The 14,576-nt window shown below is 37.3% G+C and carries 10 protein-coding genes; all 10 read left to right on the forward strand.

All coding sequences use genetic code 11. The features are described 5' to 3' along the window. Positions 1 to 33 precede the first annotated feature (33 nt). On the forward strand, positions 34 to 1,176 hold the full coding sequence (locus JWQ34_RS18550) for a DUF5007 domain-containing protein (protein WP_299359931.1): 1,143 nt from the start codon (positions 34 to 36) through the stop codon (positions 1,174 to 1,176). A gap of 29 nt (positions 1,177 to 1,205) precedes the next feature. Next, the gene (locus tag JWQ34_RS18555; RefSeq protein WP_299359933.1) at positions 1,206 to 4,373 is read left to right on the forward strand and encodes a SusC/RagA family TonB-linked outer membrane protein; all 3,168 of its coding nucleotides are present in this window, start codon (positions 1,206 to 1,208) and stop codon (positions 4,371 to 4,373) included. A gap of 20 nt (positions 4,374 to 4,393) precedes the next feature. Beyond that, entirely contained in the window at positions 4,394 to 6,028 is a 1,635-nt protein-coding gene (locus tag JWQ34_RS18560) for a RagB/SusD family nutrient uptake outer membrane protein (RefSeq protein ID WP_299359935.1), read from the forward strand. 13 nt (positions 6,029 to 6,041) lie between these two features. Then, positions 6,042 to 6,884: a fasciclin domain-containing protein gene (locus JWQ34_RS18565; protein WP_299359937.1), complete on the forward strand. Its 843-nt coding sequence runs from the start codon at positions 6,042 to 6,044 to the stop codon at positions 6,882 to 6,884. Positions 6,885 to 6,947: 63 nt separating this feature from the next. Then, positions 6,948 to 8,564, forward strand: a complete 1,617-nt coding sequence (locus tag JWQ34_RS18570) for a DUF5008 domain-containing protein (protein WP_299359939.1) — start codon at positions 6,948 to 6,950, stop codon at positions 8,562 to 8,564. A gap of 101 nt (positions 8,565 to 8,665) precedes the next feature. Further along, entirely contained in the window at positions 8,666 to 10,549 is a 1,884-nt protein-coding gene (locus JWQ34_RS18575; protein ID WP_299359942.1) for a DUF4983 domain-containing protein, read from the forward strand. Positions 10,550 to 10,624: 75 nt separating this feature from the next. Further along, on the forward strand, positions 10,625 to 12,103 hold the full coding sequence (locus JWQ34_RS18580; RefSeq protein ID WP_299359945.1) for a hypothetical protein: 1,479 nt from the start codon (positions 10,625 to 10,627) through the stop codon (positions 12,101 to 12,103). 32 nt (positions 12,104 to 12,135) lie between these two features. Then, the gene (locus JWQ34_RS18585; RefSeq protein ID WP_299359946.1) at positions 12,136 to 13,209 is read left to right on the forward strand and encodes a PKD domain-containing protein; all 1,074 of its coding nucleotides are present in this window, start codon (positions 12,136 to 12,138) and stop codon (positions 13,207 to 13,209) included. Between the two features lie 267 nt (positions 13,210 to 13,476). Beyond that, positions 13,477 to 14,100 carry a hypothetical protein gene (locus tag JWQ34_RS18590; RefSeq protein ID WP_299359948.1) on the forward strand — a complete coding sequence of 208 codons (624 nt, stop codon included), beginning with the start codon at positions 13,477 to 13,479 and terminating at the stop codon, positions 14,098 to 14,100. An 8-nt stretch (positions 14,101 to 14,108) separates the two neighbouring features. After that, positions 14,109 to 14,471, forward strand: coding sequence for a hypothetical protein (locus JWQ34_RS18595; protein ID WP_299359950.1), 363 nt, complete (start codon positions 14,109 to 14,111; stop codon positions 14,469 to 14,471). Positions 14,472 to 14,576 lie beyond the last annotated feature (105 nt).

Below are 14,576 nucleotides of genomic sequence, written 5' to 3' on the forward strand. Positions count from 1 at the left end.
TTAGGAAGTAAAATGTTTAAAGTAAACAATGTTATGCAAAACACAATAAAATATAAAGCTTTTGTATTGTTAGCAGCAGTAATCGCTTTTTCGGGATGCAGAAAAATATTTAATCTGCCTGATGAGAAAAGTTACCTAAGTACACAGGCTGATTATAATACAAAATCTTGGAGCCCAAGATTGGGCAGGACTTATTTATATAGTTATATATTTAATCCTGTAGGGTCAACGTTCCCAATGACTTTTGAGATTAAAAATCCACACTTCGGTGATGGGCGGGATGCAAGTGATATGTTGACGCAAAAGCCAACACTAGTTTGGAATAACGAATATACCGGAACAGAAACCAGTTTAGCCCAAATTGAAGCTAAAAGACATTTAGAAAATCATCCGATATTAGAGACTAGAGGCTCGGGAGATCTTATATGGTGGTATACTGCGACCAGGGATCTTATTAAACCTGCCGATTCTGTAGTTTATCCTCAAAATCAAAGATATTTTGATGTTAAAATAACTAATAGCGGTGGTACCAGGACAATCAAAAACCTAATAGTTACACCCTATATAGATGTGCCTTATGAGCCGAGTGATGATTATAACACTTATAATGGTAAACCAAATACCACTACTCCTGGTGGCCATATATTGGTGCACATTTATGCCTCAGTAAGTGGTATCAGAGGTGTGACTACGAATGCGTTTATGAATGATCCCAGAAATGCAACTACAGGTATTATATATGTCTATATCAGGAAATTTACTGATGTACCAGGCGGTATACCTGACCCTAACGGGCATAGGTTGAGGTTTAAATTCCTGGATAAAGACTCGGTTGCGATAAATCCTCGTAAGTTTAATACTACCAAGTGGTTAGATCAAGTTCATGGCTTTAACAGCAAGGGTTTACCGGGCCCCGATACAACTGCTACTTATGTGCAATACAATGTAGCTTATCCAATTCCCGTAGCTAACGTACCTACCAAATTTACAACTGGTGGAGTAGCTAACATTACTGGTGGTAATCAAGCCCACGTAGAATTTAGTTATTCGCGTATTGGTTTTGGTAACGTAAATGAAACCGGGACTATCAGACAGGACTTTAAAATTTTTGAAAAGGGTGATTGGGAAATCGTATTCCACTTTAAAACCGTCAACCCTAAGTTTGATAACGATTAGAAACCCTAATGACTAAAAACTAATATACAATGAGAAAACAAATTATTTGGCCGTCAATTTTTTTCTGTTGCTTTTTTCTATGCCAGAATTTGATAGCACAAGTTAAAAAGGTAACTGTTAAAGGTACCATTTTAGATGCGGTAACAAAAGAGCCAATGGCAGCAACAACTATTGGATCAGGCGGTAAGGGTTTGACACAAGCTGACGTAAATGGTAAATATAGTGTAGTTGTTGATGATGGGTCAACACTTGTATTTACTTACCAAGGTTATGTAACACAAACTATTAAACTTAAACCTGGTCAGGTAACGTTAAATGTAAATTTAGCAACTGATACCAAGAATCTTAATGAAACGGTAATCCGGGGATATGTTAAACGTAGCCGGGATCAAACAACGGGAGCTTCTTATATCATTACTGGTAAAGAAGTTCAGGATAACCCTGTTGGTAATGTTGAGCAATTATTGCAAGGTAAAGTTGCAGGTCTGAATATTCAGAATAACACAGGTGCTCCGGGTTTACGTGGATCAGTTAACATACGTGGTTTATCTACTATTGCTACAACCGGTACTGGTGATAAAACCTTTTTACAAGCAACATCGCCATTATATATCATTGATGGTATTCCTTTGGACGCAGATCAAGCCGCTCAATATGGTTTTGATCAACAAGGTTCGGGTGTAAGTCCGTTATCTTTAATTCCTCAGGAAGATATAGCAAGTATGGAGATCTTGAAAGATGCAACTGCTACTGCATTGTATGGTTCAAGAGGCGCGTATGGTGTAATCTTAATAACAACAGTAAGAGGTAAATCAAAGATACCGCGTGTTATTTATACATCAAACTATTATTTATCTAAAGTGCCAAAACTGAGGTCTACCTTAGGTGGTGATGCAGAGCGTAATTTTAAAATAGCACAAATTAACCAGTATGGTGTATTTAATGATAAGTATTTGCTTACCAATACACCATTTTTGGCGGATAGTTTGAATGCTTTTTATAATAATTCAACTAACTGGCAAGGTATTTACTATTCTGATAAATTCAACACTACACATAACGTTGAAATGGACGGTGGTGATGATAAATTCAACTATAAAACCAACTTGAAATATTATTCTCAAACAGGTCTGGTACAGAATACAGGTTTTGAAAACTATAGCTTAGATATGAATATGCAATTTAGGCCATCCCCAAAATTAAGTTTCTTTGGTGCTATCCGTGCCACATTGGGTAAAATAAGAACAGGTAGTGGTACAGGCGTGCTGCAAAACATTGTAAATGATAGTGGTAATAGATCTACATTACAACCAGGTCCATCATTCCTTTTGGCTACTAGTGATGTATTATCAACCCTGGATATAAGACAAAGTGCAGGACCTAAAGAAGTTAGCGCGAACATGAGTGCTAATTACGAACTTCTCCCTGGCTTAAACTTAGCAACTTCAGGAAACTATGATTATATAATTGACAATACAGATAACTTTTTACCGGCTCGTGCAAACGGCCAATACGCCCAAATAGATAATTATTATCAATACACTTCTACATTATATAACAGGAATAACATTTCCTATACAAAATCTCTAGGACAGCACAACTTATTCTTAAACGTCTTTAGTGAGATTTATGTTAAAAACACGCAAGGCAGCTATACCCGTATTATCGGTAGTCCAAACGATCAATATGAAGGACCAACCGGTTATGACGGAAGATTGACTACCGGTGGTGGTGTTTTAAGTACCTTTACTAATTTGAAAACTGCTGCATTTGCTGCCGCATTCACGTATGACTATAAAAAGAAATATATTCTGGATTTAACCTATCGTGTAGACGGGTCTTCAGCAAACGGTCAGTCAAACCCTTACACGAAAAACCCTTCAATTGGTTTTAAATGGAATGTAACCAAAGAAGACTGGATTGCTAATAACACATCTAAATGGTTAGACTTTGCAGATATCAGGTTAACTGCCGGGCAAAATATTTATCCCGTAGGTACTTTAACTGATATTTATGGGCAATACAATCCTAACGGTTTCTATAATAATCAACCACGTGTAGGTATCGATTTTAATGAAATTCCAAATCCATACTTAAAATCAAAAAATGTAATTCAATACAATTTTGGTTTTGACGCAGCATTTTTTAACGGAACAGTTGATGCAACCTTTGATACTTATTATAAAGCTGTAACAAACGAGTTATTTCAAACGGGATTATCAAATACATTGGCGTTTGGATTATACCAAAGTAATGATGCATCGCTTTCTGATTATGGTTATGAGTTAGCATTAACTATACGCCCATTGCGTAAAGGCAGTAAAATTACCTGGTCAATGAATGTAAACGGTGCATTAAACTATGACGTATTGGTTAAATTACCTGATCAATACAACGGACAGTATATAGATGTTACAAATGCAACCGCTCTTGATATTACCGGACAGTTTATCGCAAAAAGAGTTGGAAGAAACTCGTTATCTAACTACTTGTTTGTTAACCAGGGAGTTTACGCTACAACAGCTGACGTACCGGTTGACCCTGTTACAGGTTTAAGACTTAGAAACCTTAGTACTTCAAGCGCACTTTATTCTTATCAGGGTGGCGATGCAAGGCTATGGGATGCTAACCATGATTATGTAATTGACGTAAGAGATAGACAAGTATCTGGTAATACGCAGCCTCTAATTACCGGTGGTTTCGGTAATAACATAGGTTATAAAGCATTCTCATTGAATATTTATGCTTCCTACACTGCAATACGTTCGGTTATAAATGGATCATTGGCTCAACGTTTATTACAACTTAGTAATCCGTTTGGAACAAGTTCTGTACCTACTGCAAGCGACCTTCGTATATGGAAAGGCCCGGGCGATGCAACTGCTACTTATGCTAACGTATATAATTATGCTCATGAGATCTATATGCAAAACTTTAGAGGTGAGCAAACATTATTCCAGGAAAATGGTAGTTATTTTAAAATTAACCAGGTTACTTTAGCATACATGGTACCTAAAGATTTTGTTAAACGTATAGGCCTTAATTCAATAAGGACTTACTTTTCAGCAAGTAACGTAGCAATGTTTACACCTTACTCAGGCCCTAACGTAGAAAACGTAAATGCCTTAGGTAAGGATGTTAACGGAGCGTACCCTAACCCACGTACTTATACTTTAGGATTTAACGTTCAATTTTAATTAAATTAAAAATATAAGACATGAAAAAATTAATTATTTGGTTATTACTTGTGATGGTCGCGTCACAGTATAGCTGCAAGAAATTCCTGGACATTACGCCTATTGATAAGCTTACAGGAAACAATTATTACCAATCTGCAAATGACATAGAAAGTAACCTTACTGATATGTATGGTAAACTATTTGATAAGTATGTGCAGACTAACACGGCCGGTGCAACAGGCGAGTTTCGCTCAGGAGAGGTAATTCCAAGTACTGGCCCCAATGGTGGTACACAAAGGGTATTTAGATATGACGCCGGGTTACTTGGCGGACATACCAGAACGGTTGCTTTCTCTGGTACAACTTCAGGTTTTCAAGCAATACCTGGTTCACCTGTTAATGACCGTAGTAACTTACTTAATGCTATTGCGTTTAGTTATAATGGTTATCCTAACTATTATAACTTTGTTACCCTAACTTCATGGACTGCATATTACCAGGTAATACAGTCGGCTAATATTCTGATAAGTAAGCTTACAGGAGGTATTCCGTCGTTAACTGCAGACCAAACAGCCAGATATATTGCCGAGGCTAAATTTATACGCTGCTACTGCTATTTTACAATGGTTAGGTTATATGGTGATGTAGTATACTATACTGCAGCTTACCAAAAAGATCCGTTGGCAAGAACAGATATGGTTTCTGTTGTTAAGCAATGTATTGCTGATTTAAAACCAGCTAAAAATGATCTTCCTGTAGCAATAACCGACCCTTCATTAAGAGGCGTCAGAGCGTCAAGAGGAGCGGTAATTGGCCTGCTGATGAACATGGATATGTGGAATGCAGGATTTGATCCGGCTAATAAAACTGCTTATTATACAGAAACAGCTGCACTTGGACAAGAATTAATGGATAGCCAGGCATTCCGCTTGCTTCCGCTGGGCCAATGGACAACAGTTACAAAAGGCCGTTCTGAAGAAAGTTTGTTTGAGTTATTCACGACAGTAAACTACAGTTCCAATCAATCACAAGTATTCAGTTTAGCACCTTTTGGGGAGTCGTTTATTCACTTCCCTTACAGGCTTCCTGAATATAATTTTCGTAGTAGCCCTTGTGTATTTACATCCGACTATATGAAAAAGCTGTACCCTGATACACAAGATGACAGGTTGATTATATGGCTTGATGATCCGTATAATCAAAACGCTGAGACATTTCAATTGAAGAAATTTGCAGGTAATACTTTCATTGATGCCAGTCAACCGAATAACACTGCAATTCCTGATAATACATTCTTGATTATGAGGTATGCAGATGCTATTCTATTACGCGCTGAAGCATTGGCAGAGTTAGGACAAACCCAGCCCGCAATTGATGTACTTAACGTAGTTAGAGCCAGGGCTAACGCAGTCCGTTATCCGGGAGGAGCAAATGATAGTAATTTAAAAGATGCTATTTTTTATGAGCGTGCTAAAGAATTGATGGGCGAAGGTACCCACTACTTTGATTTGGTTCGTACCAAAAGAATAATGAACAAAACGTACACAGATAACCCGCTTACATCAGATAAATTTTCAAGAGGCGGCTGGACATGGCCAATTGACCAATCTGCTTTAAATAATAATCCATCTATGACGTTAAATGCATACTGGAGAGGAACTGGCATTGAATAATTTAATTAAGCACATGAAAAATACTATCAAAAAATACATTACACCTATAGTTTGTTCAGTAGTACTGGCCATAACGGTGTCCTCTTGTTCGAAAGATAATTATTATCAAGATGGCGGGCTTGCAAATCCAAAGTTTAATGGAACGGTTATGCAGTATCTGCAATCCAATCCTAAATTTGATACCATTGCACAGATTGTAAAATTGGCGGGCATGGAAAATATTTTTTCTAAAGAAGACATCACTTTCTTTGCCCCAACTGATGAGACTATCAGAAGAACAATAGGTATAGTTAACGGCAAAATAGCAGCATTGCAGGGCGGATTAAACCAACAATTATTTGATTTGAAAAAAGACACTATCAAACAATTATCTGACATCCCACAGCAAACCTGGAGGAAGTACTTAATGAGATATGTTTTTAAAGGTAAATTTTTGTTAAAAGATTATCCTCAATTAGATTTTAGCTTAAGGCCATTATACCCGGGAGGCTATTATTATGGCTACAATGGTGATTTGGCTAATATAGGTGTAGTATATGGTACTTCAAACACAGTGAAATATGCGGGATATCGCCAATTATGTATAGCTGCAATAACAGACCAGTCTAATCCGCAGTTTTATTATAATGGCTCTGCGGCTGTAGCATCGTCTGATATTCAACCTACCAACGGGGTTGTTCATGCTTTAGCTGTTTATGTTGCTAGTTTCTCAATTGGCATTAGAAATCCTGATGGTACAACAACTATCATCACTTCAAATCCAAACTTAACCGGCGAACTTTTTGTAAACGCAACTATGCAGAATATCTTTGGTTTCTCATACGAATTTGACAATGAAGTTATTTTAAACAGATAAATTATAAAACACAAAAAATTTAATATTATATCAATAAGATTTTTTGAAATTTAATTAAATATTATGAAACTTAAATATACTGGTTTATTAATTGTATTAGCTGGGTTACTTGTCAGTAGCTGTAAAAAGCAAACAACTGTTTTTAATGATCCATACGCAAATGCAAAAGCGCCTTTAGGTATTATTACCGATCCGCAACAAATACCGGTGCCGGCATCAGGTGCCGCAGGTATCCAGGTAAGTATTACTGCTACAGGCTTAGTGGATTATTTTAAAGCGGGCAGGTTGAAATTTTTGTTCAATGGTTCTGAGGCTCATATTGATGAAGTTACAGCAACTGGAATTAAAGTTATTGTCCCGGCTAAAGCCAGTACAGGTGTTACTGCTTTCGTAGTAGATGGACAACTTGTTTTTGGACCAATCTTTACCGTTATTGGTAAGGTAAACATTGACCCTACTTTTGTTAATATAGTAGGTGCAGATAATACGGTAAGACAGGCATTCCCTATACCATTAACAACACAATTGATGTTAATGGGTAACTTTCAGAATTACGCCAACGCGGGAACAGTTGTGCGTACTAATCGTATAGTAAGGACATTTGCTGATGGATCATGGGATCGCTCTTTCTTATCAGGTAAAGGTGCTGACGCGTATGTTTACAGTATGGCTCAGGTAGGCCCTTACTACTACATAGTTGGCGACTTTAGCAGTTACGCGCAACAAAGTGGTGGTGTTAGTAAAATTGCAAAAATACAAACGTCAGGAATAATTGACACTACAGCGGTAACTACCTACACATTAAAAACGAGATTTGTACCTACTTTTAATGGTGGTGTAACTGGTGGCGGGATACATGCCATCTATCCGGTTGGAACAAACAAAATGATTATTTCAGGCGGCTTTACCTACTATGTATCTCGCCGGTACGATCAAAATAGCTATAATGCCAAAGATAGTACCATTATTGATAGCGTTGACGTTCGTCAGCTTGCCCGTTTAAATGACGATGGAACTCTGGATAGAACCTGGAGATTTGATCAAGCTGCAGTTGGTTACAAAGGCTTACCAGGTAAAAGCTTACCGGGCGCTAATGGGCCGATAAATACATTGCAAGATCCTAGTGGAAAAATATTAGTATATGGTCAGTTTACTAAATTTGATAATGTTACTGCAGGAAATATTATCAGGTTAAATACTGATGGTACAATTGACCAAACATTTAATGCCGGTTCCGGAACAGATGCAAGTATTATAAGGATAGAATATAATGCAACGTTAAACAAATACATTGCTGTTGGAGCATTTAATAATTATAATGGTAAAGCAAGCCAATATATGGTGCAGCTAAATTACGATGGTTCTGTAGACGCGGGCTTTACTCCAAAAGTATTTGATGGTGGTATTCCATACTACGCTAAAATATTATCTGATGGATTAATAGTACTTAACGGTTATTTTAAATCTTACGATGGAGTGATCAGAAATGGTTTTGCGATTATTAACCAAACAGGTGCATTGCAAGACGGCTATAATACCACTGGTAATTTAACAGGGTTAATTGGTGATACTTATGAAACCAGGTCAGCTGATAACAAACGTGCCTTATTAATTATGGGTTCTTTCTCATCATTTGATGGCAAGATTAGAAATAATATAGTTAGGGTGACATTAGAATAATAATAATAATTGTTACCTTAACGTTAATATAAAACCATTTATAAGTTATTGTGTTGCAATAGCATAACCATATAAACGAACGATTAAATTAAATATATAATATGAAAAATTTTAAAGCCAAATTATTTGGTGTATCACTTTTTGTATTGACTTTAGCAGCATGTAATCATAGCTTCGATAAAGTTGTACCACCATCACCTACTAATCCTAATGCAGCAACAGTGTTTAAAACACCAAAGGTACTTTACATTATTGCAGATGGTGCGCGAGGTACCCAAGTAAGAGATGCGGATATCCCGAATCTTAAAACACTTATCCCTAATGCTATTTATACCTGGAACTCATTGGCCGATGCTACTAATACTACTGATGCGGCTAATTGGGCAGACATGATTACTGGTGTGAAGAAAGAAAAACACAATGTTTTAACAGAAGATTTTGCAGGTAACGCTTTAGCGACTTATCCTTCAATATTCCAACGGATCAAGTCTGTTAGGCCAACAATGCGTATGGCTGCATTTTCTGCATCAACTGTGTTTAAAACAAATTTAACCGGTGGCATGGATGTTTCAGAAAGTTTTACCAGTGACGATGCTGTTAAAACAAGAATGGTTAGTTTCTTGGCAACAGATACCGCCTCATTAATACTTGGCGAATTTGCAGGTATTGAAGCTGCCGGAAATTCAGTGCCCTTAGGCTTTGATAATACGGCTACGGTTAACCCTGCTTACAAAACTGCAATAGGAACATTTGACACACAGGTTGGAGCTATTTTAGCTGCAATTAAAGGACGGGCTACTTATAGTAAAGAAAATTGGATGATCATTATAACCTCTAACAAAGGTGGTGCGGCTACTATTACGCAGGCTCAGAATGATAGAACTGTATTTAGCAACCCTGTTGCTAATACATTTACCATTATTTATAATGCAGGCTACAATCCTACATTTATTGGTAAACCATTTGTGGGTAACGCATACGTAGGAAACTCTGTTAGATTTTTAGGATATCCTGAACAAGGTGTTGCACAAGCTTCCCCAGCGCTATCACCTTACTTTAACTTTGGTGACACCTCTGATTTCACAATTTCTGTTAAAATTAAGAAACATGTAAACCCTGTAACCATTTCAAGAGGCGATTATTATTATCAATGGCCGGGATTTATGGGTAAACGCGGTAATGCTAATGGTACTGATGCTAATTCAGTTGCACCAACCACAGGTTGGGGCAATTCAAATGGCGCTGGCTGGGATTTCTGCTTGTATCAAAACGACTGGAGATTCTTCCTTTCAGGTATAAACGGCTTTAAACAAGGCGTTGAACTTAGGGGTATGCCTTTCACCGGCGATTCATGGCATGATTTAACCGCAGTAGTTGAGAAAAAACCTGACGGGCATGCATACGTTAGACTTTATACTGACGGTGTTTTAGGTTTAACTAACCAAGGTTACTCAATAACTGCTCCTTACACATCGCCTTATGATTTAAACAGGAATGGCGCTACTGGACGTAAAGATGTTAATCTTGATAATGCCTCGGTATTACGCCTTGGATATACGCCTGGTGAAATGGATGGCGGAACTTCTGGAAGTACATTTGGTAAGATAGATGTTGAGCTTAAAGAATTGAAAATATTTAAGGTAGCACTTCCTGACGGCATTGCTAAACAATATGCTTGCGATCAATCAATAGATGTAAGTCACCCTTATTTTTCTTATTTGATTGGATATTGGCCAATGGATGAAGGCACAGGCACAGTGATAAAAGATAAGGGCCCCATTGGTGCTAACCTTACCCTTAGTCAAAACTCTACCAACGGTTATAGATGGCAACCATTTCAAGACTTAATTTGTTCGCCGGTAGCCAGCAACTTGGCTTTATTGGTTCCAAAAAATTCAGACATCCCTACCCAGATATTGAGTTGGTTTAACATAGCGCGCCAATCTACCTGGAGTTTAGATGGTAAAGTTTGGATAGCAAACTAAAAAATAACATGGAAGACCCCGGATATAAGTTGGGGGTCTTACTTAAAAATATTGTTAATTAAAATTTCAAACGAAATGAAAAAATTATTTAGTCATTGGCAAGTAGGCCTTTTAGGCGCTTTTGCTCTCTTTGCTTCATCATGTAAGAATGAGAAATTAAGTGAAGTGATTGTTCCACCGTCATCTACTCAGGTTTCGGCATCTTTGGTCGCTAAAACAGAAGTTGGTACAGGCAGCTCTTATACCTTAACAGGTGCAGATATGACAGTACCTGCCACAATTACTTTTTCATCTGCAACAAGCAGTACATTTACTATTAACTTAGCTTCAAATGCAGATACTGTTGCCAGTTTAGTATCCTCTGGCGTTTTACCGGCAGGAACTGTAGCATTTACAACGGGTGCAGCCGCTGTGTTACCACAAATAACTGTACCGGCAGGTGTTACTTCAGTTAATTTTAACATAGTAGTTAGTCGCTCTGCAATGGAGTTGGCTTACGGTAGTAATTTGGCCGCAGCAATTAAAATGTCTGCTCCTACAAAAGGTAATAAAATTGCAACCGGAAAATCGGCTATGATATTTGTTGTTAAAACAGCTGATATATTGGCTGCAAATTCTATTCATGAAATATCATTTGGCACTACCAATAAAATATTTGATGTTACTTCAAATCCGTCAAGTTATACTACAGGGTCTGTAAGCCTTAATGTTAGTATACCTGTGGTTTTGCAAGGTGCTCCCGGAGCACAATTTACTGTAGATGCAGTTTCATCTCCGGATAGTGTAACTAAATATATTAATAATGGCCAGTTACCTAAATCGGTACTTTATCCGGATTCAAAAATTTCTATTACAAATCCTACAGTAACGATATTAGCAGGTACTAATAGCGCGTTATTAACGTTTACAACAAAAATTGCCTCCTTATTAGTGTTACAACCTTCTCCAGGGGCTCCTACAATAAATTTACCCACAATAGCAATTACCCTTAAAAATCCATCTAAATATCAAATTACTAAAACTAAAGTTAGTACCGTATTTGTTACGCTGAATCCAAATACGTTTAGGCCATATTATGGTACGCCGTTTTTAGTTAAAGGAGCAATAGGCGCTGTTTCTGATCCTATCTACGCTGTTTACTATGACTTTGGCGGCGAAGGTATTGGTTTCCACATTGTTAATGGAACTAAAAATGGCGACCAAAACTGGAGAGTGCCCGACGCGGTAAGTGCCAACCCCGATTATTCACCAAGATCTGTTATTGGTTGGACCAGCAATAACGATTGGCTAACCTATAGTATATTTGTTGAACAAACAGGTACCTATCAAATGAATGCTATGCTTGGATCACCTAGTTCAGGTAAGACATACTCCGTATATATTGATAACGTGCTTATTAACTCACAATTAGTTGTTGGTAATACAACCGACTATAGAAATCAACGGCCTAATTATTCGACATTAAACTTGACAGCAGGTTACCATATCCTTAAAATGTATTGGAACAATGCGCAATATGATTATAGCGGTGTAATTTTTACAAGACTTAACTAGATAAAGAGAATTACTATTAAAAAATAAGTGATATGAAACAATTATTTAAACCCCTGGCAATATTGTTTTGCTTAACGACAGTATTTTCCTGCTCTAAAAAAACAAATAGTGTTATACCCGAAGTGGCAATTGTTAACCCGATATCGGATTATACAATTACGCCTGATCCGGCTGACGGATTTACCTTTAAATACACTAACCTATCTAAAAACTACACTAAACTGGAGTGGAGGTTTGGTGACGATACTTTAAAAACCGATCCAAATCCAACTCACGTGTTCTTAGCAACAGGTAAGTACACTACTGATTTAAAAACCTTTTCTACAACAGGAAATGTGTCGCATAAGTATGTTGATATCAACATCGCTCCGGATGATGTATTGAAAATAGATGCTGTAAAAACAGGCGTTCTATATCAATTGAAGTTTACTCCAACTCTAAAAGGTAACATTGCGTCTGTTTTATGGACGTGGAATGATGTTAGCCCTACCGGAACAACAACAACTACCACAAGCACCGCAATTTCTCCATTAAAATCTTTCGGTATAGGAACTTTTAACAGCTTTACCTGTAAAGTAACTACAGACAAAGGTTCCGTTGTAAGTATTACCCGTAACGTTACTACTGAGGGTATTGCGACAGATATTACACAATCAAGAATTGATTACAAATACACTTTGGATAACACTGGTAATACTAATGAAAATGCTCCAAAACTAGTTGACGGTAACCCTAATACTAAGTTTGGATACTACTCTGCTTTCCCACAACCATTGATCATAACGTTTCAGTTTCCTGCACCGGTAGTAGTTAAACTTTACGCTATAGAAAATGGTAATGACTCAGAAAGTACTCGTGACCCAAAAGAATGGGTAATTGAAGCATCAAACACTAATAATGGTACTGATTGGACTCAGATAGACCATATACTACGTACAGTAGGTTTCGCGCAAGAATTAACCAATTTGGGACAAAGTTCAACCAGGTATTTAAGGTTCTTCTATTTCCCAATTGCTAATCCAGCACCATATATTTGGTACAGATGGAGAATTATAAGCTTATTTGCTTCTGCTTTCCAGATCGAAGAATTTAGATTATACAGATAAAACAGTTTTATCTAAAAAATAGTTAAACCGGTTGCTTTGGCAACCGGTTTTTTTGCGTTTAAAGGATCTCATAAAACTACTTGAATTATTACTATGCTTACATTGTCTGTATCAACTAAACTAAACCAACGAAATGAAACATCTAATAACTTTTTTGCTTGTATGTTTTGGGACAACCGGATAGGCCCAAAAAGTAATTCATCATTTAGCGAGTACAGATCTTAGTACATTAAATATACGGTTGCAAAAGCCCCTGAATGGACAGCATTGCTTAATAGAAGCTCGGGCTGGTTTGGAGGAGATGGTATTTTTACCATACCACTTAATGGTAAAGAACACAAGCAAGCATCAGTAAATGACAAAGTGCTTTTTTTGTTTAGCGATAGTATGATTGGCAATATTCGGGATAATGTACTGATGCCCGGTTCTAAAATGATTCACAACTCTGTAGCTGTTTTAAATGGTAATGAGGCAGATAGTAGAAAAATGAATTTTTATTGGGCAAAAGATAAAGAAGGAAAACCCAAATCGATATTTATCCCCCAAACCCCTAAAACGGAAGCGGACGATTATTTCTGGCTGGGTGATGGTTTTGTAAACCAGGAATTGAATAACAATATTTATATTTTGGGGTACCGTATAAGAAATACAGGCACGGGCGCTTTTGGATTTAAGGAAGTTGGTAACGTGCTAATAAAGATAGCATCTGAGGATAAGCCGCCGTATGCCAGGCAACAGAAAATGGATACGCCGTTTTATTTGATCGATAAGCAGGGTTATTGGGGTTCATTCGGCGCAGGTATTTATGTAAATACTAAACAAGCCGGCGCCCCTAATCCGGATGGATATGTTACGTATATAGTGTTATCGGCAAATGGAAAAATTTATTAGTTGCCAGGGTGGTACCAAAGGATTTTGAACATTATGCCAAATGGAGTTATTGGGACGGAAACAACTGGACTAATGATGTTAAAAAAGCCGAGAAAGTAGCCGATTGGGTTTCTAATGAATTAAGCGTTACTTCATTACCCGATGGACGATACGCTTTGATATTTCAGATAGGAACCATGACCAAAGATATAGGCTTACGAATTGGAAAAACCCGGTATGGGCTATTTGGCCCTGCTATAAAGATATGGGATTGTAGTAAAGACCTCGCCAAAAAAACGTATATGGTTTATAATGCCAAGGCACATCCCAGCCTGTCAAAACCAGGCGAATTATTAATATCCTATATAATATCAATTCGACCGAGTTTTTAAAAGACCTAAGCAAGGACCCAAACTTATATCGCCCCAGATTTATTAAGATAAAATTTAATTAGATATTATATTGTTACAGTAACATTATTGTGTTACAATTAGCTA

The organism is Mucilaginibacter sp., assembly GCF_028288185.1.
GTDB lineage: Bacteria > Bacteroidota > Bacteroidia > Sphingobacteriales > Sphingobacteriaceae > Mucilaginibacter.